The sequence below is a fragment of the Parapusillimonas sp. JC17 genome, from assembly GCF_052180245.1.
Lineage (GTDB): Bacteria > Pseudomonadota > Gammaproteobacteria > Burkholderiales > Burkholderiaceae_B > Parapusillimonas.
Genome location: NZ_CP197474.1, coordinates 3,483,299 through 3,506,080 on the forward strand (window position 1 = coordinate 3,483,299; position 22,782 = coordinate 3,506,080).

General features: G+C 62.9%; 22 protein-coding genes. 12 read left to right on the top strand and 10 right to left on the bottom strand.

The features are described 5' to 3' along the window. Position 1: 1 nt before the first annotated feature. From ACSBPU_RS16835 to ACSBPU_RS16845, 3 genes are read left to right on the top strand one after another with little or no spacing between them, the layout of a single operon-like run. Positions 2-211 (top strand): zinc-finger domain-containing protein, encoded by a 210-nt coding sequence (locus ACSBPU_RS16835; protein ID WP_180066408.1) that lies wholly within the window; start codon positions 2-4, stop codon positions 209-211. Between the two features lie 52 nt (positions 212-263). Continuing rightward, positions 264-683, top strand: a complete 420-nt coding sequence (locus tag ACSBPU_RS16840) for a nuclear transport factor 2 family protein (protein ID WP_180066410.1) — start codon at positions 264-266, stop codon at positions 681-683. Between the two features lie 9 nt (positions 684-692). Next, positions 693-1,784, top strand: coding sequence for a YheT family hydrolase (locus ACSBPU_RS16845; protein WP_442593042.1), 1,092 nt, complete (start codon positions 693-695; stop codon positions 1,782-1,784). Between the two features lie 120 nt (positions 1,785-1,904). Here ACSBPU_RS16845 and ACSBPU_RS16850 read toward each other — a convergent pair whose 3' ends face one another. The 4 genes from ACSBPU_RS16850 to ACSBPU_RS16865 form a co-directional block, all read right to left on the bottom strand. Continuing rightward, on the bottom strand, positions 1,905-3,419 hold the full coding sequence (locus tag ACSBPU_RS16850) for a M48 family metalloprotease (RefSeq protein WP_442593043.1): 1,515 nt from the start codon (positions 3,417-3,419) through the stop codon (positions 1,905-1,907). A 7-nt stretch (positions 3,420-3,426) separates the two neighbouring features. Then, positions 3,427-4,290, bottom strand: a complete 864-nt coding sequence (locus ACSBPU_RS16855; RefSeq protein WP_180066414.1) for a cytochrome c oxidase assembly protein — start codon at positions 4,288-4,290, stop codon at positions 3,427-3,429. A 28-nt stretch (positions 4,291-4,318) separates the two neighbouring features. Continuing rightward, a complete protein-coding gene (locus tag ACSBPU_RS16860) occupies positions 4,319-4,654 on the bottom strand; it encodes a hypothetical protein (protein WP_180066416.1) in 336 nt (111 codons plus the stop codon). A gap of 362 nt (positions 4,655-5,016) precedes the next feature. Further along, positions 5,017-5,454, bottom strand: a complete 438-nt coding sequence (locus tag ACSBPU_RS16865) for an NINE protein (RefSeq protein WP_442593044.1) — start codon at positions 5,452-5,454, stop codon at positions 5,017-5,019. A 142-nt stretch (positions 5,455-5,596) separates the two neighbouring features. Here ACSBPU_RS16865 and ACSBPU_RS16870 point away from each other — a divergent pair, with 142 nt between their 5' ends. From ACSBPU_RS16870 to ruvA, 6 genes are all read left to right on the top strand, one after another. Beyond that, the gene (locus tag ACSBPU_RS16870) at positions 5,597-6,766 is read left to right on the top strand and encodes an FAD-dependent monooxygenase (protein WP_442593045.1); all 1,170 of its coding nucleotides are present in this window, start codon (positions 5,597-5,599) and stop codon (positions 6,764-6,766) included. A gap of 75 nt (positions 6,767-6,841) precedes the next feature. Continuing rightward, positions 6,842-7,852: a tRNA dihydrouridine synthase DusB gene (dusB, locus tag ACSBPU_RS16875; protein WP_442593046.1), complete on the top strand. Its 1,011-nt coding sequence runs from the start codon at positions 6,842-6,844 to the stop codon at positions 7,850-7,852. A 33-nt stretch (positions 7,853-7,885) separates the two neighbouring features. Beyond that, positions 7,886-8,125: a helix-turn-helix domain-containing protein gene (locus ACSBPU_RS16880; RefSeq protein ID WP_180066425.1), complete on the top strand. Its 240-nt coding sequence runs from the start codon at positions 7,886-7,888 to the stop codon at positions 8,123-8,125. Between the two features lie 24 nt (positions 8,126-8,149). Next, complete coding sequence (purH, locus tag ACSBPU_RS16885; RefSeq protein WP_442593047.1) at positions 8,150-9,742, top strand: bifunctional phosphoribosylaminoimidazolecarboxamide formyltransferase/IMP cyclohydrolase; 1,593 nt, start codon at positions 8,150-8,152, stop codon at positions 9,740-9,742. Next, positions 9,742-10,287, top strand: coding sequence for a crossover junction endodeoxyribonuclease RuvC (ruvC, locus tag ACSBPU_RS16890; RefSeq protein WP_442593048.1), 546 nt, complete (start codon positions 9,742-9,744; stop codon positions 10,285-10,287). The genes purH and ruvC overlap by 1 nt, the downstream gene beginning before the upstream one ends. 27 nt (positions 10,288-10,314) lie before the next feature. Then, entirely contained in the window at positions 10,315-10,896 is a 582-nt protein-coding gene (gene ruvA, locus ACSBPU_RS16895) for a Holliday junction branch migration protein RuvA (RefSeq protein WP_442593049.1), read from the top strand. Positions 10,897-11,022: 126 nt separating this feature from the next. Here ruvA and ACSBPU_RS16900 read toward each other — a convergent pair whose 3' ends face one another. Next, complete coding sequence (locus tag ACSBPU_RS16900) at positions 11,023-11,988, bottom strand: threo-3-hydroxy-L-aspartate ammonia-lyase (RefSeq protein WP_442593050.1); 966 nt, start codon at positions 11,986-11,988, stop codon at positions 11,023-11,025. A 157-nt stretch (positions 11,989-12,145) separates the two neighbouring features. Here ACSBPU_RS16900 and ruvB point away from each other — a divergent pair, with 157 nt between their 5' ends. Beyond that, positions 12,146-13,249 carry a Holliday junction branch migration DNA helicase RuvB gene (gene ruvB, locus ACSBPU_RS16905; protein ID WP_442593051.1) on the top strand — a complete coding sequence of 368 codons (1,104 nt, stop codon included), beginning with the start codon at positions 12,146-12,148 and terminating at the stop codon, positions 13,247-13,249. A gap of 40 nt (positions 13,250-13,289) precedes the next feature. On the opposite strand, the gene recQ is transcribed toward ruvB, so the two are convergent. From recQ to ACSBPU_RS16920, 3 genes are all read right to left on the bottom strand, one after another. Beyond that, complete coding sequence (gene recQ / locus ACSBPU_RS16910) at positions 13,290-15,113, bottom strand: DNA helicase RecQ (protein WP_442593052.1); 1,824 nt, start codon at positions 15,111-15,113, stop codon at positions 13,290-13,292. A 2-nt stretch (positions 15,114-15,115) separates the two neighbouring features. Then, complete coding sequence (locus ACSBPU_RS16915; protein WP_442593053.1) at positions 15,116-16,186, bottom strand: hypothetical protein; 1,071 nt, start codon at positions 16,184-16,186, stop codon at positions 15,116-15,118. A gap of 115 nt (positions 16,187-16,301) precedes the next feature. Continuing rightward, positions 16,302-18,083 (bottom strand): ClcB-like voltage-gated chloride channel protein, encoded by a 1,782-nt coding sequence (locus ACSBPU_RS16920; protein ID WP_442593054.1) that lies wholly within the window; start codon positions 18,081-18,083, stop codon positions 16,302-16,304. Between the two features lie 108 nt (positions 18,084-18,191). Between ACSBPU_RS16920 and ACSBPU_RS16925 the strand changes: the two genes are divergently transcribed. Both ACSBPU_RS16925 and ACSBPU_RS16930 read left to right on the top strand, forming a co-directional pair. Beyond that, positions 18,192-18,893 carry a response regulator gene (locus tag ACSBPU_RS16925; RefSeq protein ID WP_180066443.1) on the top strand — a complete coding sequence of 234 codons (702 nt, stop codon included), beginning with the start codon at positions 18,192-18,194 and terminating at the stop codon, positions 18,891-18,893. A gap of 3 nt (positions 18,894-18,896) precedes the next feature. Then, complete coding sequence (locus ACSBPU_RS16930) at positions 18,897-20,306, top strand: HAMP domain-containing sensor histidine kinase (RefSeq protein WP_442593055.1); 1,410 nt, start codon at positions 18,897-18,899, stop codon at positions 20,304-20,306. A gap of 53 nt (positions 20,307-20,359) precedes the next feature. On the opposite strand, the gene ACSBPU_RS16935 is transcribed toward ACSBPU_RS16930, so the two are convergent. Beyond that, a complete protein-coding gene (locus ACSBPU_RS16935) occupies positions 20,360-21,409 on the bottom strand; it encodes a cytochrome d ubiquinol oxidase subunit II (protein ID WP_442593056.1) in 1,050 nt (349 codons plus the stop codon). Further along, positions 21,406-22,746 (bottom strand): cytochrome ubiquinol oxidase subunit I, encoded by a 1,341-nt coding sequence (locus tag ACSBPU_RS16940; RefSeq protein ID WP_442593057.1) that lies wholly within the window; start codon positions 22,744-22,746, stop codon positions 21,406-21,408. The genes ACSBPU_RS16935 and ACSBPU_RS16940 overlap by 4 nt, the downstream gene beginning before the upstream one ends. Between the last annotated feature and the right edge of the window lie 36 nt (positions 22,747-22,782).

Here is a 22,782-nt window from a genome sequence, read left to right on the forward strand (position 1 = left end):
AATGAGCAGCTCCGCGCCCGTCGTTCCCAAGGACGAAACCATTTTTGTCGAAGCCAAGGACTTGCCCGTCTATTGTCCGGGGCCGCATGCTCCGCTATGGAGCATGCACCCGCGGGTCTACATCGAAGTGGTCAAGACAGGCAAGGCGCTCTGCCCGTACTGCGGCGCGGCCTATCAATTGAAGGAAGGCGAAAAAGTCCACGGACACTAACAGCCTTCTCCACCATTTCAGCCCGTCATAAGCAGACGCCAGGTAACGGACCATGTTCACCACGCCCGAAGAAGCCGAGCAAGCATTTTACGAAGCCATGCGCACAGCAGATCTTGGCATGATGATGCGCGTCTGGGCAGACGAGGAAGTGATCTGCGTGCATCCGGGCGGCTTGCGCACAGTAGGTCACGACGCCCTCCAAAGCACGTGGCAGCAGATCTTCGCCAGCGGCCCGATCCAGGTCATGCCGCTGCAACCCATGATCATCACCAGCGTCATGAGCTCCGTTCACGTACTGATCGAACAGATCACCGTCGATACGCCACAAGGCAGGCAAACCTCCTTGTGCTATACCACCAACGTCTTTCATAAAAGCCCGTCGGGCTGGAAGATGATCCTGCATCACGCATCCCAGGCGCCACAGGAAGCGGGGCTGTTCGATCTGCAGGATCGTCCCGATACTTTGCACTGAAGGCGGTCCGTGTCAGCAAAGATCGATACCTCGCCCTGTCCGACCCCGCCCTGGCTGCCCGGAAGCCATCTGCAAACGCTGTACGGCGCGCTCGCGGCGCGCTACCACCGCATTGCTTTCGTACGCGAGCGCGTGGATACGCCGGACGGCGATTTCCTCGACTTCGACTGGACCGGTCCCGGACTCTTCGCCGACCGTCTTGCCAATGGGCAATTGACCAAACCCGACCCCGCACTGGCCCATACCGCCGCGCATCGCTGGATGCTGGATGACGACTGGAGCACAGTGCCCGCCGCGTCGGACATCCCGGCCCTCATCCTGTTCCATGGGCTCGAAGGCAGCAGCCGCAGCCACTATGCCCAATCGATCGCGCAGCATTTCCGTGCCCGCGGATGGATGGTCGTCATCGCTCATTTCCGCAGTTGCTCGGGTTTCCCGAATCGCATGGCGCGCGCGTATTTTTCCGGCGACTCGGAAGACGTCGACTTCATGCTGCAAACGGTACGCCGACGCCTGCCTCACGCGCGCTGGCATGCCATCGGCGTGTCCCTTGGCGGCAACGCGCTGCTGAAGTACCTGGGGGAACAAGCCGACAATGTGAATTGGCTGAATGCCTGTGCGACCGTGTCCGTCCCCATGGACCTGGTTGCTTGCGGTGTGTGCCTATCCGAGACACGAGCCGGAAAACACATCTATTCACGCTACTTCTTGCGCACCATGAGGGTCAAGATCCAGGAAAAGGCCAAGCGCTTTCCCGGAAACATCGATGTCTTCCGGATCAGCCACGCGAAGTCGCTGCGCGAGTTCGATGACTTGTACACGGCGCCCATGCACGGCTACAAGAATGCGCTGGATTACTGGACGCGCGCATCGAGCAATCGCGTGCTGAAAACGATTGCCGTTCCGACGCTGATTCTGAATGCCCGCAACGACCCGTTCGTTCCCGCGCCTTCATTGCCGGGTTCGGCTGACTGCTCCGGCAGCATCCTGCTTCACCAGCCGGCGGAAGGCGGCCATGCAAGCTTCGTCACGGGCCGGTTCCCGGCAGATCTTGGCTGGCTGCCCATCCGGCTGGCGCGCTTTTTCGAAACTGGGACTTGATCGTAGATCTTAGGGTCAGACCCCATGCGGGGTCTGACCCTCTTTCTTCTGTGGCCGGGGTCAGACCCAATTGGGTCTGACCCCCTTCCTGCTGAGGCGGGGTCGGCCCCCCCAACCTTTCTAAGACTTGAATCGCTCGAGCAGTTCACGGTCGGATTTCAAGCGATCCTTGAGCGTCCGGATCTGCACATCAAGCTGGGACTGGACGTAGAAATCCTTGCTCAGACCGCGCGCCTGCTCCAGTTGGTCGACCGCAGTGGGCAAGGCGCCGATCAGCTCGTAGTATTTGGCCATGGTGCGCCGTGCATCGATCTGCCGGCCAAGGCGCTCGTAGCTTTGCGCCTGCAACTGATACAGCCTGGGCACTTCGGGCCATTTGCCCGTCAGTTCCGTCAGAAAGGCAACGGCCTGCTGATCCTGTGCGCTTTTTTGCATGGCCTCGACACGGGCAAGGGCCACTCCCTGGCTGTCGGGCCAGCGTCCCCAGGCTTCCGCCGCCAGCCTGGCGGCGCCCGTGTAATCGCCTTCATGCAACGCAAGCTGAATGGCGAGCCCCGCGATTTCGGGCGATTGCCTGCCACCGCTGGCGGCATTGGCAAGCCCTTGTCGCGTCCCTTCCAGGTCTTTCTTCTGCCAGGCGGCGTAAGCCAGCCCGTACCAGGCCGCAGACTGTTCGACCCCGCTGCGCTGCTGGGCATCGAGTCGCAGCTTGTCCAATGCATTGCGCATGGACTGGCTGTCTCGCGACTGCAGCACACGCAGCTTGGCGCGGACATACCAGTACGAGTCCGAGTCTTTCTTGGGCGCCGCGGCGGCTTCCCGGACACGATTCTGGATATCCGACATGCGCTGTATGGACAGCGGGTGAGTGCTCGAATAGCCGCCTCCGCCCTGCCCTTCGTTCAGGCGCGCGGCATTGCTCAACTGGTTGAACATGCGGACCATGCCTTGGGGATCAAATCCCGCCTTGCGCATCATTTCGACGCCGATCCGATCCGCCTCCTGTTCGGCCTGGCGGGAAAAACCGAGCTGCCGGTCGATGGCCGCCGCTTGGCCAAAGGCCGCAACGCCCATTGCGAGGTCTCCGCTGCCTGCCAATGCCGCGAGCAGCGCCGCGGCCATGGCGGCCATCATCACACCGCTGCTCTGCGACTTTTGCGTCATGCCGCGTGCTATGTGGCGCAGCACCACGTGGCCGATTTCGTGCGCCACCACTGAGGCCAGTTCGGATTCGCTCTGCGACGAGACCACCAGGCCGCTGTTGATGCCGATATAGCCGCCGGGAAGCGCGAATGCGTTGATTTGCGGGTCTCGCACGCCGAACACGTTGATACGCTGGTCGGTCCCGCCCGGTGCATGCCTGACCAGGTCGCGTCCCATGTCCGTCAGGTATTGGTTGACATCGGGATCGGGGATATAAGTGGGGTCCCGCCTGCCCTGCTCCATGATGGCGTCGCCCAGCGTGCGTTCGAGCGAAGGGGAAAGCTCGGCCGACGATGCGGACCCCATGCTGGGTATGCCCATGGGTTGCGCCCACGCTGCCGGAGCGACCGGCCAGATGAGCGCGCTTGCCAATACCGCGCACAACACCCGCGCTCTCCGCCTGCTGAATGATGTGGGGTGTGGGCTCGTCATGCGTACGTCAGGATGCGGGCGCCGCCACCGACTGACGGCGTCGCCGGCGGTCCTGTTTGTTGGGTAAACGATTTCTGGCCGAAAGGCGCATCAGTGTAGACAACGCGAACAACAGGCCGAAGACTTCGACGAATCCCGCCAGGACCCACATGGTCAGGCCGCCTATGGCCTGATCGGTGACCGCCGTCATGCCCGGGATGGCGCGGCCGCAAAGATCGAATATGGGATAGAGGTCGTATTCGGTGAAAGTGATGATGGCGCCGACGATCATCTGCGGCACCATGGTGACCACGGGCGAGATGATGCGGCCGCCCGGCGACAGCACTGCCGGCGGACTGGGCCGCCTGTCGAGAATGAGGTTCCAGTACATGAAACCGCTGATGACCACCGACCAGTTCATGAACCGGTACAGGCGCCAATCGAGCATGGAATAGAACTGGACGGTCGGGATAAGGAAACCCAGCACCAGGATCACGAACAGAAAGGGTACGAAGATCTTGTTGGTGAGTACCGCTTCAAGCGCCCTGCCGCCTCGGGTAAGGCGGAAGTCGCGCAGGCGGTAGCGCCATTTCATGGGCAGGCCCGCCCTGAGCACCTGGCCGGGATAGGCGCCCATGATGAGCAAGGGCCCAAGGTGATGCAGCACCAAGTGCTGCAAACGGTGTATGAAGAACATGCGTTCCGCATAGTAGTCGATGCGGGTGTGCATGGACAGATACAGGAACGCCACGCCTGTCCAGAAAAAGACCTGGCGTGCCAGCGTCACGCGATGCACGCGCTGGCCACGTATAAACAGCCAGCCGCCCACAATGAACATCAGCACCAGCGTTGGAGAAAATTCCCAAGGCGTAAGCCAATCGATGAGACTCATGGGCGACCGGATCCAATAAAAAACAGTTCTAGTTTAAAGCAATCTGCCGCTTGTCACCCCAATGCACCTGATGTACGCCGGGAGAAGCTCGCAGCAGCCGGGCCTGGTTCATCAGGGCCGGCCGCAGCTCGGGCGGACAGTGCACCGTAATGCACGCGCTGGCCATGTCGTGCCGCGATGCATGGTCGACCATGAGCGCCTGCACAGGCAGGCCGGCCGCTTCGAAGTCGGCGTATATCTGCTTGCGGATGTCGGCAAGCGAATGACGCGGACAGATGACCGTGAGACGCGACAGGCCGCTGGGTGCGCGAAGGGCGGCGGGCTGAACGCCCGCACGGCGCAGGAATAGATTGAATAAACGCATGAAAGCCCCCTTTCTACATACCGGCGCGCCGCGAACGCGGCACGCGGTCCGTTGCCGAGCAATGGACTTGAGATGAAATACGACGGGGGGTCGAATACCAAACGGTATTCTTGAAACCACCACGCCCATGTAACCCAGGGGCGTGGCGTAGCTATGCTTGGGTGAGCCTGACTACTGCCGGAACGCGCCTGGAAATGATTCAGCCGATCTGCACGATCGGCCGCTACTATCGCCGGGGTCTGGATTCACCACACAGCTCCTATAAAACAAAGGTGCTGCATTGTAACCTATTGATTTATCGAGAACAAGCCCCGCAGCGGTTTTCCGTTCCCAGCCGCGGTGCCTGTAATTTTTTGGCCGGCTCAATACACCAGGCCGTCGAGCCAGCCCATTGCGGTATAAACGTGCATGACCGTCACGGCAATGCCGAACATCACCACGGTGCTGCCGAAAAAGGTAGTGAATATGGCGGCGATCACGGCATTCCAGCCGGTTTTCGTCATCCGGCGCGAGCCGGAGTTGTAACGCGCGTCGAATTTTTCGTCCGGCATCAAGGCATAGACCAATGCGTCGATATAGCCTGCGGTGGTTGGTATGAGCAGCAGTAAAAAAGGCGGATTGTCCCACCAGACAGGATAAAGCTGCGCCAAGACGATCATCAACAAGGAAAATGCCGTCACGGCCCAGGCCCAACGGCGTCCCATGTACCACCAATGCGCCCCGAACATGCCAAGCAGGCATGCCAGCCAAGCGGCCGCGACTTTGCTGCGATGGGGAACTGGAGTGGTAAATTCAGTCATAATCGTTCTCGAGGGGTCAGACCCCAACCCGGGGTCTGACCACAATTGAAACACGCGGGGCCTGACCCCAGCTTGAGGGGACAGACCCCGTTCGGGGCCTGTCCCCAGTCGAAACATTCGGGGCCCGGCCCCGGGAGTGGACATGAAACCGCCCACCTATGATATCGCCATTATGGGCGCCGGCCCGGTAGGCAGCGCGCTTGCATTGATGCTGGCGGCCAAATCGCGCGAGCCCGATCGCATCGCCCTGATCGGACAGCAATTCAGCGTGGCGCCCGCCGTGCGCAGCGGCGCCGGCGCAACACCCGATCCGCGCACCTTGGCGCTGAACCAGGGCAGCCGCGTACTGCTGGAGCAAATCCAGGCGTGGCCCATGGAGTCCGCCGACATCAGAACGGTACATGTGTCGCAACGCGGCCGATTAGGCAGGACGCTGATCGAGCATGCGGAACTGAATGTACCGCGGCTGGGCAGCGTGGCGGCCTACGATGCCGTCCTGCGCAGCCTGCACCATGCCGTCGAGCGCAGCGGGATCACGCTGATCGACGGCGCGCCGCCTCAACATGTGCATGGCGGCTGCGTGCGGTTCGAACCAGACTCCGGCTCAGCCTTCAGCAGCCGCCTGCTCGTTCAATCCGACGGCGCCCGGCCGCGCGGCCTCGAGCGGCAGTACGACCAGCACGCCCTGTTGGCCACGGTCCGCGCCGCCCGCCCACGTTCCGGCTGGGCGTACGAACGCTTCACACGGCAGGGGCCGCTGGCCTTCCTGCCTCATCCCCATGGAGAAGACCTTTACAGTATCGTCTGGTGCAGCCCGCCGGACGAGGCCCAAAGGCGGATCGAACAGGAAGACGATGCCTTCATCACCGAACTGCAAGCCAGCTTCGGCGATAGGCTGGGTCAATTACGCAACGTCGGTGTCCGGCACGTCTTTCCCCTTAGCTTGCATGCCGGCCCGTCGCTGGTGAACCCCTATACCATCGCCATCGGCAATGCGGCCCAGACCCTGCACCCCGTCGCCGGCCAAGGCCTCAATCTCGGCTTGCGCGACGCCGCGCAGCTGGCGCAGGCGCTGGCGCCGTGGCTGGTGCGCCCCGAAGAGGATGCGGCGCCTCTGATGTCGGCATACGCCCGGAGACGCCGGGCAGACCGCTGGATAACGATGGGCGTCACCGACTTTTTGCCGCGAGTGTTCTCCACCGGCAATCCGCTGGTGGAGCATGCGGGCGGGCTTGCGCTGCTGGCCATGGACGCCTTCGCACCGCTGCGCGCGCCCCTGGCTCGGCAATTATTGCAGGGCCTGCGCAGCTAGGGTCTGTTAACGCTAAAAGGCCCTAGGCCTATTAACGACAAGCCGGCAAACCGCAGGAGGGTTAAAATCCCTGCCATGCGCATCGGCTCCTGGCTTCTTCCCAATCCTGTTTTCGTCGCCCCCATGGCGGGGGTGACCGATCGTCCCTATCGCAAATTATGCAAAGCGCTGGGGGCGGGATACGCCGTATCCGAAATGGCCGCGAGCAATCCCCGGCTGTGGGACAGCGTGAAAACTTCCCGCCGACTGAATCATGAGGGCGAGATCGACCCCATCGCCGTCCAGATCGCCGGCGCCGATCCCGACATGATGGCCGAGGCCGCCGCATTCAACGTCGGCAAAGGCGCACGCATCATCGACATCAATATGGGTTGCCCGGTAAAGAAGGTATGCAACGTGGCTTCGGGCTCTGCGCTGCTGCGCGACGAAGACCGCGTGCTGCGCATACTGCGCAGCGTAGTCGAGGCCTGCACGCCCCTGGGCGTGCCTGTAACGCTCAAGACTCGCACGGGCTGGGACCGGAATTCGCGCAACGCAGTCAGAATAGCCACGCTGGCGCAAGATGTCGGCATCGCCGCCATTACCCTGCACGGCAGGACCCGCAGCGACCTGTATCAGGGCGAGGCGGAATACGACACCATACGCGACGTCAAAAGCGCCGTTCAAATTCCCGTCGTTGCCAATGGGGATATCGATAGTCCCGAAAAGGCAAAATACGTACTAGAGTATACGGGTGCCGATGCCGTCATGGTTGGGCGAGCGGCCCAGGGGCGCCCATGGATTTTCCGGGAAATCAGCCACTACCTGAAAACCGGCGAGCATCTTCCGCCGCCCACTTTCGGGGAATTGCGCGCCCGCCTGCTGGACCACCTCGAAGAGCATTATCGATTCTACGGGGAATTCACCGGCGTGCGCTCGGCGCGCAAGCATATAGGCTGGTATTTGTCGGCGCTACCCGACGCCGCCGAGTTTTTACCGCGCATCAACGAAATTTGCAGCACCAGCGAGCAAACCCATGCCATCGAGCAGTGGTTTGCCCGCCATCCACCCAACGAGCCAATGATGGCCACGGCGGTTCCGGCTTGACCGGAATTCGCCACGAAACTACCACCAACGATTATGAGCAATAAAAATCCCCTGGAACAATCCGTTCGCGATCAATTACAGCGCTATCTGACGGATCTGGGCGAATCGGAGCCGCGCGACATGCTCGCCATGGTCATCAACTGCGTCGAACGTCCAGTTTTGCAAGTTGCCCTCGAACAATCGCACGGCAACCAGTCCAAGGCCGCCGAAATGCTGGGCATCACGCGCAGCACGCTGCGCAAGAAACTGCTTGCCCACAACCTGCAACCCTGATTCAAAACCCTAGACCTTTATTCCATGAAAATCCAGACCGCCCTACTTTCGGTTTCCGACAAAACCGGTATTGTTGACTTCGCGCAGGCGCTTGCGCAGCGTGGCGTACGCCTGCTGTCCACCGGGGGCACGGCTAAGCTGCTGGCCGATGCCGGCCTGAGCGTAACCGAAGTGGCCGCCCACACAGGCTCGCCCGAGATCCTCGATGGCCGGGTGAAAACACTGCATCCCAAGATACACGGCGGCCTGCTGGCGCGCCGCGACAGCGCCGAGCATCTTGCCACCATCGAGCAGCACGGCATAGACCGCATCGACCTGCTGGTCGTCAACCTGTATCCGTTCCGCGAAACCATCGCCAAACCCGGCTGCTCGTTCGCGGACGCCGTCGAGAACATCGACATCGGCGGCCCCGCCATGCTGCGCGCGGCGGCCAAGAATCACGGCACGCCCGAAGGCGGCGTCACGGTCGTCATCGACCCGGCCGACTACCCGCGCGTACTGGCCGACATGGACGGCCCGCAAGGCGGCCCATCATACGGGCTGCGGCTGGAACTGGCCACCAAGACCTACGCCCACACGGCCGCGTACGACGGCGCCATCGCCTCTTACCTGAGCAGTCTCGCCACTGCGGAACCCGCCCAGGACCAAGCGCCCGAGCGCGATGCCTGGCCCAGCACGCTTACGGTGCAAGTGAAGCGGCATCAAGTGCTGCGCTACGGCGAGAACCCGCACCAGTCCGCCGCCTTCTATACCGATCACCCGGTCAAGGCCGGCCTGCTGGGCAGCTATCGCCAACTGCAGGGCAAGGAGCTTTCCTACAACAACATCGCCGACGCCGACGCCGCCTGGGAGTGCGTGCGGAGTTTCCAGGCCAGCGCCTGCGTCATCGTCAAGCACGCCAACCCCTGCGGCGTGGCGGTCGGAAACGGCCCGCTCCATGCGTATCAGCAAGCCTTCAAGACCGACCCGACATCCGCCTTCGGCGGTATCATCGCCTTCAATCGCCCGGTGGATGAAGCCACCGCGCAGGCGGTCAGCGGCCAGTTCGTCGAAGTCCTGCTGGCGCCGGGCTATTCATCCGAGGCGCTGGCCGTCTTCGCCGCCAAGAAGAATGTGCGCGTGCTCGAAGTCCCGCAAGGCGACGGCCACAACGACTTCGACATCAAGCGCGTGGGAGGAGGATGGCTGGTTCAGAATCCCGACGATTACCAAGTCCCCCAGGACAGCTTCAAGGTGGTCACCAAGCTGGCGCCCACGACCGAACAGATGCAGGACCTGGCCTTCGCCTGGAAAGTCGCCAAGTACGTCAAATCCAACGCCATCGTGTTCGTCGGCAACGGCATGACGCTGGGCGTCGGAGCCGGGCAGATGAGCCGTATCGATTCCGCGCGCATCGCCTCCATCAAGGCGGAAAACGCCGGACTTTCCCTGAAAGGATCGGCCGTGGCGTCCGATGCCTTCTTCCCGTTCCGTGATGGCCTGGACGTCGTCGCCGACGCCGGCGCGGGCTGCGTGATCCAGCCCGGCGGCAGCGTGCGCGACGAAGAAGTGATCGCCGCGGCCAACGAACGAGGCATCGCCATGGTGTTCACCGGCACCCGCCACTTCCGCCACTGATGCGCATTCTGGGCATCGACCCCGGCCTTCGGCGGACCGGTTTCGGCGTCATCGACGCAACCGCCGGCCGCCTGGCCTATGTCAGCAGCGGCACCATCGTGGTGCCGGCCGACCGCCCCCTGGCGGACCGCCTGAAGATCATTCTCGACAACATCCGCGAGATCGTCGCCTCGACGCAGCCCGACGTCTCCGCCCTCGAGAAAGTCTTTCTCAATACCAATCCGGCTTCCACCCTGCTTCTGGGACAGGCGCGGGGTGCGGCCTTGTGCGCCCTGGCGGACAGCATGCTCAGCGTGCATGAATACACCGCCCTGCAAATCAAGAAGTCGGTCGTCGGCAACGGCCATGCGGCCAAAGAGCAGGTTCAGAAAATGGTGCAGTATCTTCTGAGCCTGAACGGCCTGCCCGCGGCAGACTCGGCCGATGCGCTCGCCTGCGCAATCTGCCATGCGCATTTCAGTCCGATTGCCAGTCGCCTCCAAGGCGCGGGCCAGCTAGGCAGCGCGGCGGGCCGGCGCATACGCGGTGGACGCATACTCGGTTGACCGCGGACCGTATAAATAGGAATCCCCATGATTGGACGCATTACCGGCATCCTGCTCGAGAAATCCCCCCCCATGGTCTGTATCGACGTGTCGGGTGTGGGCTACGAAATCGACGTGCCCATGAGCACGCTTTACAAGCTGCCCGAAAATGGCGCCAAGGTGACGCTCTATACCCATTTGGCCGTGCGCGAAGATGCACACATTCTTTACGGGTTCTCATCGCCGTCCGAACGCAGCGCCTTTCGAGCCCTGATCAAGGTGACAGGCATCGGCGCACGCACGGCGCTGTCGGTGCTGTCGGGCATGAGCGTCGAGGAACTGGCCTCCGCCATCACGCAACAAGAGACCGGGCGCCTGACGCGGGTGCCGGGCATAGGCAAGAAGACGGCGGAACGCCTGCTTCTTGAGTTGCGGGGCAAGCTGGGGGCGGACCTGCCCGCTGGCGCGGGCGCTGGTCCGGCCAGCGCAGGGCGCGACGATATCGCCAATGCCTTGATGGCGCTGGGATACTCCAGCAGCGAATCCCAGGCCGCGCTGAAACAATTGCCCGAAGGCGTGGAAGTGACCGAGGGAATACGCTTGGCGCTCAAGTCGCTGGCGCGCGGCTGAGCAGTGGCCGAGGGGTCGGACCCTATGGGTCCGACCCCGTTTCGGCGACGGGTGTGGGGGTCAGACCCCGTACGGGGTCTGACCCCTGATGTTCTTTTGGGTCGGACCCTATCGGGGTCCGACCCCTCAACCCTGCAAATACGCCGCATACGCCTTCAGGTCGACGTTGCCGCCGCTAAGCAGGACGCCGACGCGTTTGCCCTTGATGGGTACCACTTCATTGAATACCGCGGCCGCGCCCAGGCAGCCGGTGGGCTCCACAACGATTTTCATCCGTTCGGCGAAGAATTTCATGGTCTGGATCAGGTCTTCGTCCGTCACGGTAAGGATGTCGCGCGCGTATTTGCGAATGATGGGGAAGGTCAAGCTGCCCAGCGCCTGGGTCAGTGCCCCATCGGCAATCGATTTTGGCGGCGCGATGCGCACCACCGAACCGCTGCGGAATGACTGTTGCCCATCCGAGCCGGCACGCGGCTCGACCCCGTATACGTCACAGACGCAGCTGAGGGCATGTGCGGCCAGCAAGGAGCCCGACAATAGCCCGCCGCCGCCCAGGGGCACGAACAAGGCATCGAGCTCGCCCACCTCTTCGAACAGCTCTTTGGCCGCCGTACCCTGCCCTGCGATGACGTCCGGGTGATCGAAAGGAGGAATGAGCGTCAGGCCTTCCTTTTCGACGAGTCCGCGAGCGATCTCTTCACGGTCCTGCGTCAGTCGGTCATAGGACACCACGCGTGCGCCATAGCCAAGCGCGGCTTCCTTTTTTGCAACGGGCGCGTCATGCGGCATGACGATGGTGGCGGCCACCCCGAACATGCTGGAGGCCAAAGCCACCGCCTGCGCGTGGTTGCCGGAAGAAAACGCGACCACTCCGGCCTTGCGCTGCTCGTCCGTCAGGCCCGCCAGGGCGTTGTAGCCCCCGCGAAACTTGAACGCACCCATGCGCTGGAAGTTCTCGCACTTGAAGAAGACCTGGGCATCCAGCTTGGCGTTGATGGTGTGCGAGGTGAGGACGGGTGTGCGGTGCGCAACGCCGATCAGCGCATTACTGGCCTGCATGACGTCTTCGTAGGTCGGTATGCGGTCACTCATGGAAAAAACCTTTGAAATGGAATGGGAAAGGACCCGGAAGCGGATATTGAAGGTAACGTATCCGCGCCGATGTTGCAATTGGGTGGCTCGTTGAAATTCCGCCGTGGTAGAGTACGGTTAGCATCGTAAACACTGTAGATATACTCAGCATCTCATCATGGCCATACACTCCGACTCCTTGTCCAGCATTCCGGCCCCGCAACGCATCGTGGCGCCTCAAAGCGCATCGCCGAACGAGGAATCCATCGAGCGCGCTTTGCGCCCGAAGGAACTGAACGAGTATATCGGCCAGCATCGCGTCCGCGAACAACTCGAAATCTTCATCGCCGCCGCCAGGAACCGCAACGAAGCCCTGGACCACGTCCTGTTGTTCGGCCCGCCGGGCCTGGGCAAGACGACACTGGCCCATATTATTGCGCACGAAATGGGCGTGCAGCTGCGGCAGACATCCGGCCCCGTACTCGAGCGCGCCGGCGACCTCGCCGCCCTGCTGACCAATCTGGAAAAGAACGATGTGCTCTTCATCGACGAAATTCATCGGCTTTCGCCCGTGGTGGAAGAAATCCTGTATCCGGCTCTCGAAGACTTCCAGATCGACATCATGATCGGCGAAGGGCCGGCCGCGCGCAGCGTGAAGATCGATCTGCAGCCCTTCACGCTCGTGGGCGCCACCACGCGCGCCGGCATGCTCACCAACCCCTTGCGCGACCGCTTCGGAATCGTATCGCGGCTGGAATTCTATAACGCCGACGACCTCACCCATATCGTCAGGCGCAGCGCGCATCTGCTGAATGCCGAAACCACGCAGGACGGCGCCAAGGAAATCGCCAGGCGTTCCCGCGGCACGCCCCGCATCGCGAACCGGCTGCTGCGCCGCGTGCGCGACTATGCCGAAGTCAAGGCGAACGGCCGCATAGACACCGACATCGCCAGCGCCGCGCTTGCCATGCTGGAAGTCGACCCGCAAGGCCTGGATCTCATGGACCGGAAACTGCTCGAGGCCATCATCCATAAATTCGACGGTGGACCGGTCGGCGTCGACAGCCTGGCCGCCGCGATCGGCGAAGAACGCGACACCATCGAAGACGTGATCGAACCCTTTCTCATCCAGCAGGGGTTTCTGCAGCGCACGCCTCGCGGCCGCATCGCCACCCAGTCCACTTGGCGCCATCTGGGGCTCGCGCCTCCGCGTTCAAGCGGCGCCACCGGCGAATTGTTCGGGGGCGGGGGGTCGGACCCCATGCGGGGTCCGACCCCTTAGATGCGCGCCGGGGTCAGACCCCATGCGGGGTCTGACCCCTTCAACACATGCCAAGGCAGCGCAGGATTTCTTCGCCATACGCTTCAAGCTTGCGCGCCCCCACACCGCTGACGCGGCCGAGATCGTCAAGCGTTTGCGGGCACTGCATTGCGATCTCGCGCAGCGTGGCGTCATGAAAAATCACATATGCGGGTACGCCGTGCCCGCGGGCCACCTCGGAGCGCCATACACGAAGCCCCTCGAAGCGCCGCTGTGCTTCGGCCGGAAGATCCAGCACCGGGCCCTTCGCGCGGGCCCCTGCGGCGCGCGATGAGCTGCGCGCCTTTTTCTCGGGCTCCCGCCTGAACATGAGCTTGTGCTCGCCCTTCAGCACCGCGCGGCTGCCGTCGGTCAGCGCCAAGGTGCCGTATCCTTCATGATCCACGGCCAGGAGGCTCTGCGCCAGCAACTGGCGAAGTACGCCGCGCCATGCCTGCTCGGACAGATCCGCCCCGATACCGAACACCGACAGTGTCTCGTGTCCGTACTGCGTGATGCGGTCCGTCGACTTGCCGCGCAGAATGTCGATGAGATGGCCTGCGCCGAACCGCTGGCCGCGCTCGCGCCACAGACGGTAGACCGCGGACAGGATCTTTTGCGCCGCAACCGTGCCATCCCAGGCCTGAGGTGGCTCGAGACAGGTATCGCAATTGCCGCAGGGTTCGATCTGCTGATCGAAGTATGCCAGCAGACGCTCGCGGCGGCATCCCACCGTCTCGCACAGGCCCAGCATGGCATCCAGCTGCGAACCCAACCGGCGCCGGAACGCCTCGTCGCCCGCCGACTCGTTGATCATGCGGCGCTGCTGCACGACATCCTGCAGACCATAAGCCAGCCAGGCCGTCGCCGGCAGGCCGTCGCGGCCGGCACGGCCTGTTTCCTGATAATAGCCCTCGACCGACTTGGGCAGATCGATGTGCGCGACGAAACGCACGTCGGGCTTGTTGACGCCCATGCCGAAAGCAATGGTGGCCACCATGACGACGCCCTCCTCCCGGAGGAAGCGCGCCTGGTTCTGCGCTCGCACCGCCGCGCTCAGGCCGGCATGGTAAGGCAAGGCGGGTATGCCGTTGTCGCACAGAAAGGTCGCGGTTTCTTCTACGCGGGCGCGCGAAAGGCAATACACGATGCCGCAATCGCCTTCATGTTCGGCCCGGATGAAAGACAGAAGCTGCTTGCGCACCTCATTCTTTTCGACGATGCGGTACTGGATGTTGGGCCGGTCGAAGCTGGCAACGAAATGCGGCGCCTCGTTCAATTCCAGGCGTTGGGCGATTTCGCGCCGTGTCGCCGCGGTCGCTGTGGCCGTCAGCGCCAGACGCGGCACGTCGGCCCAGCGCTCATGCAGCACCGATAGCCCCAAGTACTCAGGCCGGAAATCATGCCCCCATTGCGAAACGCAGTGCGCCTCGTCGATGGCGAACAGCGAGACCCGCCCTTGCGTCAGCATGTCCATGCAGCGGTCGGTCAGCAAACGCTCCGGCGCGACATAAAGCAGATCCAGGTCCCCCGCCAGGAAGGCGTGCTCGACATCGCGCGCCGTCCGCCAGTCCTGGGACGAGTTCAGGTAGGCCGCCTTGACACCCAGTTCGATCAGGGCATCCACTTGGTCCTGCATCAGCGCGATCAGGGGAGACACCACCACGCCGGTGCCGGGCCGCACCAGCGCCGGTATCTGATAACACAGGGACTTGCCGCCGCCTGTGGGCATCAGGACCAGTGCGTCGCCTCCGTGCACGACGTGTTCGATAATGGCCTTTTGATCGCCACGAAAGGAATCGTAGCCAAAGACCCGTTGCAAGGTTTCAAGGGGAGAAGCCGACATGCTCAATATATGGGGACTGAAAAGCGAATCCCTATATCATAGTCGCCGCTGACGATCTCCCGCTCGGCACGCAGGCCGATACGCAGATTCGGGCTGTACCAGAACTGCTGCGTCAGTCCGAAGCTGCGCCTCACCGCGCCCGAGCTGCTGCTTTCGTTCTCGAACGTACCGCTCAGGTCGCCCCACCGTCCCAGAAGCATTTTTGCCGAAAGCGCCTGCACCGTCCCCCCGCTCGACAAGTCCGCCCCATAGCGGCTGAGATCGACGAAACCCGGCGTATAGCGTTCGTTACGCCAACTGACTTCCAGATCGTCCAGCACGTTGACGGTATACGCCGCCTGGTAACGCCACCCTTTGTACAGGCCCTGGGTAGCCCTGGCCACGCCGGCGCTCCATGCCCCCCAATCGGTTTCGTACTTTCCGCCCACGCCGTGCGCCACCATTTCCGGCGCCACCTGCGTCTGGGATTCGATGCTCAGGTCTTTATTCACGCCATAGCGCAACACCAGGTTGCCGGCGGTCTCCCCATATTCCAGATCGCCCTGTTCGGCTGTGGACCGGTCCAGCGCGCCCAACGACAGCGAATACTGCCAGGAGTCGACATAATCCGAGCTGACCAGCGAAGACTGGCTCAGGCTGACGCCGCCCAGGCGCACGGCGCGTCCCCATGCGGGGATCTCGATTTCTTCGTTTCCCAGGGTGACGTCCAGCCCCTCTGCATCGGAATATCGCCAATTACGGCTGCCAAGCGTCCAGGGATCGGTGGATGCTGTCGGAAGCCAGCGGCTGCGGGCCGCGAACTTGCGCTTCCGTTCCAAAGGACCAACGAGTCCTGTGCCGGATACGGAATAAGAGGCTTGGCGGCCCGACGCCCAATCGTCTCCGGTCCAGAAATAATCGTAAGGAACGTCCGGAACATCAGGAAGGATGGAATAAGCCTCAGGCGCAGCCGAGCCCGGTTCGGGCAGCGGCATGGGCGCTTCCACGGAAGGCAGCGCGACAGGATACAGCTTGACGGGCGCGAGATCGCTGAGCTGGGGCCCCGACGCCGCTGCCGCTGCCGTTGCAGCCATGCATAGCGCCAGCGCGCCGCAGCCGCGTAACGGGCCCGAGCCCTTTTTGTTTGAAACCTTGAAATGCATCACAACGCTAGGACTTGTTAACGCTAAAAGGTAGGCGGCACTGGCCCTAGTTCTTTCGCACTGGAAACGCCAGCATGTCTTCCGGGCTGGCGTCGGCCATTTTCTTCAGCGCGCTGAATTTTTCCAGGACGGCGGATTTATACACCACGCCCAACAGGCGGGGCTGCTCGTCCCTGCTGACCACGGGGAGGCGCTCACCACTGAAATGCACCAGATGCTCTTGCGCTTCATCCAGGTTCATGTCCATGTACAGTGTCTTGACGAAATCCAGCCTCAGGACTTCTCCGGCACGCATCTTCTGGATGTCGCCTTGGCTCAACAATAAACTGGTGAGGTCTTGTTGGGCAATAACCCCTTGGTAAACATTCTTTTCATCCACCACGTAGAGATACTTGACGGGATACTCGACGAACATCTGCAGGGCGTCGCGCACGGGCGCGGTGGTGGAGACGACTGTCACCGCCGGGCGCACCAGATCGACGATGGTGGTGTTGCGCAGGCGCTGCCTGAGCGCGATATCCCGCTCGCGGACCACCGTGACTTCATACATGGCCACTTCAGCAACCGCCCGCGAAACGAAATGCGCCACCACGCAAGCCAGCATCAGCGGCAGCACGACGTGATAGCTGAGCGTCATCTCGAAAATCATCAGAATCGCCATCAGGGGCGCGCTCGTGGCCGCGCCCAGGAAACACCCCATTCCAACCAAGGCATACACGTAGACAGGCACGGACAATTCCGGCAGCAGCGCCTGCAAAGCGATTCCAAACAAAGTGCCCAGGGCCGCGCCCACGAACAAGGCGGGGGTGAACACCCCGCCCACGGCGCCTGAACCGGCGGTGAGCGCGGTTGCCAGCACCTTGCAAGCCAGCACGAGCAGCACGGCGTGCCAGGTCCAGGACGAATGCAGCATGGAGTGAACCACATTGTCGCCGTTGCCGGCGACCTCAGGCATGGCGATCAGCAACAGCCCCAGTAGCGCGCCCCCCAGCCCGAGCCGCGCAGGCAGGGGCAGGCCGGTGCGCTGGAAAGACCGCTTGGCAAAGTCCAGGAACTTCAGGAACAGAGGAGCGCACAGGCCGCCGGCCAAGCCCAGGACCACGAAAGGCAGAACGACGATGCCGGACAGCGATGGGACGTCCGGCATGGCATATAGCGTGTGATAGTTTCCCGTCATGCGCATGACGATATTCGCCGTCGCGGCGGCCACCAGCATGGGTCCCAGGCTATGCATCCGCATGGTGCCGAGAACGATTTCCCCGACGAAGAACGCCGCCGCAATGGGCGCGCCGTATGCCGCGGAAACGCCGGCGGTAGCGCCGCAGGCTACGAGCAGGCGCAATCGCGCCGTATTGAAGTAAGTGAAGCGACCGATCGCCGATGCGCTGAGCGCCGCCAAGTGAACCATGGCCCCTTCGCGCCCTATCGACCCGCCCGATGCGACCGTGAACAGCGAGGAGATAGAGCGCAGCATGCCTTGCCGGATGGAAAGGCGGCCATCGCCGATGGCCACCGCTTCCATGTAGTCCGAATTGCTGCCGGCCTTGATTTTACGCGCGGCCAGCAGCAGGAAGCCCGCCACGACGCCGCCGAGCGCGGGAAAGGCCAGGCGCCCATACCACGGCAGGTTTTCGGTGACGCCCGCGATCGTGCCGCTGCTGCCCGTCGCCGCTTGTTGCACCAGATGCATGCCCTGGTGAAACGCAATGGTGGCGAAGGCGCCGAGAGCACCCACCAGTGCGGCCCAGCACAGCATGGCGGGAAGATCGGATAGCCACGAATAAGCGCCAAGCCGCTGGCGCACCGACCGCAGGGAAGACTGAATCATGCTGTTTCTGAGAAAATGGAGTCCCGCCACCTTACGCTTGCAACCCAAGTATTTCAATCCGTTTCCCGTGCTTGCCAGGCCAAGACGCTTGCAGGCACACTGGCAGCCATGGAAAACCCTTTAGTAAAAGTGCTGGTCGTCGACGACGACCCCGCCCTGCGCCAATTGCTGGCCGATTACCTGAATCGCCATCACTACGACACGCTGCTTGCGCCCGACGCCAGCGATCTGCCCGCCCGGATACAGCGCTACTCACCCGATCTGATCGTACTGGACCGCATGATGCCCGATGGCGACGGCGCAGAGGCCTGCCGCCGCCTGCGCCAGTTGGGGGAAGACATTCCCGTCATTTTACTCACCGCCCGGGATGAAACGGTGGACCGCATCATCGGCCTGGAAGCCGGCGCCGACGACTATCTGGGCAAGCCGTTCGACCCTCGCGAACTGCTCGCCCGCATCGAGGCGGTCCTGCGCCGCAAGAAAGGCGCTTCGGCTCTCACCAAGGACAGGCCGGTGGAGTTCGGTCCCTTCATGTTCGATCCCGCGACGCGGCAGCTCTTCAAGAATCAGGTTCCCATCAAACTGACCGGCGGGGAAGTCAATTTGCTGGAAGCCTTGGTCAACAATCCGGGAAAACCGCTATCCAGGGATCGCCTGCTTGCTTTGGCGCGCGATGACGACGAGGGCGAGCGCAATGACCGCGCCATCGACATCGCAGTCCTTCGCCTGCGCCGCGCCATCGAGGACGACCCCAAGCAACCCCGGTGGATCCAGACGGTCTGGGGCGTAGGCTACCGGTTTTCGCCCTGACTCATGATTCGTTTCCTTATTCCGCGATCCTTGCATGCGCGCATGGTGCTGCTCACGCTGGGCACCATCCTGCTGGTTCAGGCGGCTACCTTTGCAACGGTTTCGCACTACCGCAAGAAGTTCAACGAGGAAGTGGCCGTCGAGCTGACGGCCACCACCATCCGCACCCTGCGTGCCGCCCTGGCCGAGATCCCCGCCGAACAGCGCGCGGGCTTCGTGCAGGTGGCGTCGCAGAATCAATGGCGTTTGTGGTCCCGGAGCCTGCCCTCCGACGCCAGTCTGGAAGAGCGTCGCCCTCCTCCAAAACACCGTCATGACCGGCCGTCCCGTCCGCCCAACGACATACGCAACAACCTGCGCGCCTTCGTCGATGCGCTGAACAAGCGCCTGGACGACGATACGCGCGTCGCGCTTTCCCGCGGCCCCGAACCCAGGCTCTACATCTCGCTGCTGCCCAATCCTGAAATGGAAGACGGGCCCGCCAGCCGGGAATGGCTGGTCATCCGGCTGGACCGCATCGCCCCCCCGGTTTCCACGCCGATGATCGCCGTCTGGCTGGGCGGCATGGGGCTGCTTCTCCTGCTGTCCGCCGCTTTTTCGTGGCACATTACACGCCCTCTCACCCGCCTGGCCAGCGCCGCGGACCAATTGGCGGCCGGCCAGCCGCAACGCGTCACGCCGTCAGGCCCCACCGAAACACGCATACTGGGCGAGCGCTTCAACGCCATGCTGGACACACTGGCCGAAGCCGACGCGGTGCACCGCACGCTGCTTGCAGGGCTTCCACATGACTTGAAGGGGCCGCTTTCGCGCATGTGGCTGCGCATAGAAATGCTGGACGACGCCCATTTCAAGGACGGCATGCGCAAGGACCTCCAGGACATGCAGCGCATGGTGGACCAGTTCATTGGCTTCGTCCGCGGCACGGATAGCGGCTCTTACCGCTTCGAACCGCTGCCGTTGAATGCCTGGCTCGAAGAACAGCTTGCCGCGTGGACCAGCACCGGCAGCGATGTGCGCTATATCGACGCCGGCCCGGCGGACGTGATGCTGAATGCCGACAGGATGGCATTGGGCCGCCTGCTGGACAACCTCATCACCAATGCCTTCAACCATGGCAAGCCACCGGTGGAAGTCAAGCTGGAAGCAACCGCCGACGCCGTTCTCATCACGGTATCCGACCACGGCCCCGGCATCAGCGCGGAACGACGGGCGGAAGCGCTGCGCCCCTTCTCGCGCTTGGACGACGCCCGTACCCGTACGGGGTCGGTGGGCCTGGGACTCGCGCTGGCCGAAGCCATCGTCCGCGCGCACGGCGGCAGCCTGGCTCTTGAAGACGCGGCGGCCGGCGGCTTGCAAGTCCGCGTCCGCTTGCCTCGTCCGTTAGGGGGTCAGACCCCATCCGGGGTCTGACCCCGTATCCGCTTTTGTGGGGTCAGACCCCGTACGGGGTCTGACCCCTCCCCTCAACCCGCATATTCAGGCGGCGATGGAGGAATGGACAGGCCGAACATGCGCCGGTACACCCATATGTTGAAGATCAGGGCGACCGGCAGCGCGATGATGGCGCCCGAAAGGATGAGCCTCAAGGAGCCGACCGATGCGGCCGCATCCCAGATGGTGACGTCGTCCAGCACCAGGTAAGGGAAGAAGCTATAGCCCAGGCCGCCCAGTACAGCCAGAAAGATCAGCAGGGTCAGGACGAAGGGCAGCGCCGTGGTCCGATAGCTGCGGTTGATCATGCGCTGCAGGCACATTTCAATGGAGACGAAGCTCAACAATATGGCGCCCCACAATACGGCGATCTTGTGCCAGCGCGGCCCGTCGCTCCATTTCAGGAAGACACCCGGATTGTCGAATGCCAGAACCACCGATACCGCTACAGCTCCGGCGGCCGCCCAGCGCACCGCCCTGCGCCCCCACATCACGGCTCGCGCGCGCAGCTCTCCGGCCACCCGCATGATCAGCCACGCCGCGCCCAATAGGCAATAGGCAGCGACCGCACAGCAACCGACGAACAAGGTGAACCACAGATAACCCGGCCGCGACTGATAGGTCACCACCAACTGCGCCAACAGGAGGCCATGCGCAAACGCCGTCATGAGCGACCCAACCGCAAACCCCGTCAGCCAGCGCTCCTGCAGCTCCTTGTGGGCACGAAGACGCATCTCGAACGACACCGAACGCAGCAGAACGCCCAGGGCCAGCAGGCACATCGGCAGATACAGCGCGCTCATGACACGGCCCCATGCATTGGGGAAGGCCGTGACGAACAAGCCCATGCCCAGAAACAGCCAGAACTCGTTCGCATCGCGCCAGGGGCTGAGCAGGGACAGCATGCGGGGACGCAGTTCGCGCGGCGCGAACAGCACGAGACAGCCCACGCCAATGTCGAAACCGTCGAGCACCGTTCCGGCGACGACGATCCCATAGAAGAGCGCCATGAAGACCAGCGGCATCCAGAACGATGGATCCTGGGCGCCAAGACCCAGCGCCACGGCAAGCGAGTCGATCATGCGCGCCCCCTGTGCCGTGCGACGGGCACGACGCCGTAGCGCACGATATGCCACAGCATCTGAAAGAAGCCAGCCAGGAAAAGCATGTAAAAACAGAGGTATGCCAGGCAGCCGACCAGCACAATGTCGAACGCCGTATCGCCGGTGACTTCACTGACGGTGATCGTTCCGGTGACGACGTAGGGGAAAGAGCCAAAAAATACATATGCCGCGCCCCCAAGCAGCATGGACCATCCGGAAAAGCTCATGGCGATGAGCGCGCGGCGCCAGCCCCGCGACAACGCGCCCGGATCGTAATCGCGCCGCCTTCCGCGCAGCAGCGTGATCGTCGCGACGAAAAGCATGAGCAGGCCCGTGAGCACCGCGAGGCGGTAGGACCAGAAGGTGACGGCCACCGGCGGCGCCATGCCTGCGAACTGATCCAGGCCCCGAAAGCCGCCGTTCTTGTCCCGGGCCAGCCAATAACCCGCAGCATCGCGCCAGAACGGGCTCTTGTCCCCGGCCCGCTCTTCTTCGCCGGACGAGTCGAAGAGCGCCACCCGGGGCGACCCGCCGCTATGCCAATAACCCGACACCGCCGCAGCCTTGGCCGGCTGATACCGGGCGGTCATGCCGCCCGCGCCCGCCGCCAATACGGCCTGCAGCACGATACTGACGCCCGCCAGCCAGACCGCCGTCTTGAACACCAGGCGCCCGCTGTCGTCCACCGGACGCCTCAAGGTTTGCAAGGCAATGATGCCCAGCATCAGGAACGCGACGGCCAACAGGCTGGTCAGCACGAACAGGCCCGCATACCACGGCAAGGCAGGATTGAAAATGATCTGCGCCCAGTCGATCACCCAGTACCTGTCGTCCAGGATGCGGGCGCCGGTCGGGACGTGCATCCACGAGAGCAGGGCCAGCATCCAGAACGAGGACGCTGTCACGCCCGCCGCGACCATGAATACCACCAGGGCGTGCAGCCTTTCGGACAGATGCCGCTGCCCGAACAGCATGGCGCCCAGGAAACAGGACTTGAAGATGAATGTCGACAGAATACCCGCCGCCAGCAGAGGGCCCGCGACATCGCCGATTTTTTCCATCAGCGTGGGCCAGAGTCCGCCCAGCTGTATCAGCACCGGCATGCAGGCGGCAAAGCTGAGTACGAAAGCCAGGGCGAATACCCGCACCCAAAAACGATAGGCGGCCGTCCACGCGGCATGGTCGCGTCCGAATGCGCGCAGCTTGAAGTACAGCAGGACCCAGGCCAGACCCAGCTCTATGACAAGAAACATCAGCATGAAGCCAAGGCTGGCAAAGAACTGGATTTGTGATAGCCACAATGTCGAGTACGTCATAATGAGCGCTAGTTTAGAGCCAGTTCGCCATTTGTA

What these genes read in the sequence shown, in the direction of transcription:
- ACSBPU_RS16860 (WP_180066416.1), bottom strand. Translation starts at nt 4,654, where the DNA reads ATGCGTTTATTCAATCTATTCCTGCGCCGTGCGGGCGTTCAGCCCGCC.
- ACSBPU_RS16915 (WP_442593053.1), bottom strand. Translation starts at nt 16,186, where the DNA reads ATGGCTGCAACGGCAGCGGCAGCGGCGTCGGGGCCCCAGCTCAGCGAT.
- ACSBPU_RS16900 (WP_442593050.1), bottom strand. Translation starts at nt 11,988, where the DNA reads ATGAGTGACCGCATACCGACCTACGAAGACGTCATGCAGGCCAGTAAT.
- ACSBPU_RS16925 (WP_180066443.1), top strand. Translation starts at nt 18,192, where the DNA reads ATGGAAAACCCTTTAGTAAAAGTGCTGGTCGTCGACGACGACCCCGCC.
- ACSBPU_RS16850 (WP_442593043.1), bottom strand. Translation starts at nt 3,419, where the DNA reads ATGACGAGCCCACACCCCACATCATTCAGCAGGCGGAGAGCGCGGGTG.
- ACSBPU_RS16835 (WP_180066408.1), top strand. Translation starts at nt 2, where the DNA reads ATGAGCAGCTCCGCGCCCGTCGTTCCCAAGGACGAAACCATTTTTGTC.
- ACSBPU_RS16880 (WP_180066425.1), top strand. Translation starts at nt 7,886, where the DNA reads ATGAGCAATAAAAATCCCCTGGAACAATCCGTTCGCGATCAATTACAG.
- ACSBPU_RS16935 (WP_442593056.1), bottom strand. Translation starts at nt 21,409, where the DNA reads ATGATCGACTCGCTTGCCGTGGCGCTGGGTCTTGGCGCCCAGGATCCA.
- ruvC (WP_442593048.1), top strand. Translation starts at nt 9,742, where the DNA reads ATGCGCATTCTGGGCATCGACCCCGGCCTTCGGCGGACCGGTTTCGGC.
- dusB (WP_442593046.1), top strand. Translation starts at nt 6,842, where the DNA reads ATGCGCATCGGCTCCTGGCTTCTTCCCAATCCTGTTTTCGTCGCCCCC.
- ACSBPU_RS16870 (WP_442593045.1), top strand. Translation starts at nt 5,597, where the DNA reads ATGAAACCGCCCACCTATGATATCGCCATTATGGGCGCCGGCCCGGTA.
- purH (WP_442593047.1), top strand. Translation starts at nt 8,150, where the DNA reads ATGAAAATCCAGACCGCCCTACTTTCGGTTTCCGACAAAACCGGTATT.
- ACSBPU_RS16920 (WP_442593054.1), bottom strand. Translation starts at nt 18,083, where the DNA reads ATGATTCAGTCTTCCCTGCGGTCGGTGCGCCAGCGGCTTGGCGCTTAT.
- ACSBPU_RS16855 (WP_180066414.1), bottom strand. Translation starts at nt 4,290, where the DNA reads ATGAGTCTCATCGATTGGCTTACGCCTTGGGAATTTTCTCCAACGCTG.
- ACSBPU_RS16840 (WP_180066410.1), top strand. Translation starts at nt 264, where the DNA reads ATGTTCACCACGCCCGAAGAAGCCGAGCAAGCATTTTACGAAGCCATG.
- recQ (WP_442593052.1), bottom strand. Translation starts at nt 15,113, where the DNA reads ATGTCGGCTTCTCCCCTTGAAACCTTGCAACGGGTCTTTGGCTACGAT.
- ACSBPU_RS16940 (WP_442593057.1), bottom strand. Translation starts at nt 22,746, where the DNA reads ATGACGTACTCGACATTGTGGCTATCACAAATCCAGTTCTTTGCCAGC.
- ACSBPU_RS16865 (WP_442593044.1), bottom strand. Translation starts at nt 5,454, where the DNA reads ATGACTGAATTTACCACTCCAGTTCCCCATCGCAGCAAAGTCGCGGCC.
- ruvB (WP_442593051.1), top strand. Translation starts at nt 12,146, where the DNA reads ATGGCCATACACTCCGACTCCTTGTCCAGCATTCCGGCCCCGCAACGC.
- ruvA (WP_442593049.1), top strand. Translation starts at nt 10,315, where the DNA reads ATGATTGGACGCATTACCGGCATCCTGCTCGAGAAATCCCCCCCCATG.
- ACSBPU_RS16930 (WP_442593055.1), top strand. Translation starts at nt 18,897, where the DNA reads ATGATTCGTTTCCTTATTCCGCGATCCTTGCATGCGCGCATGGTGCTG.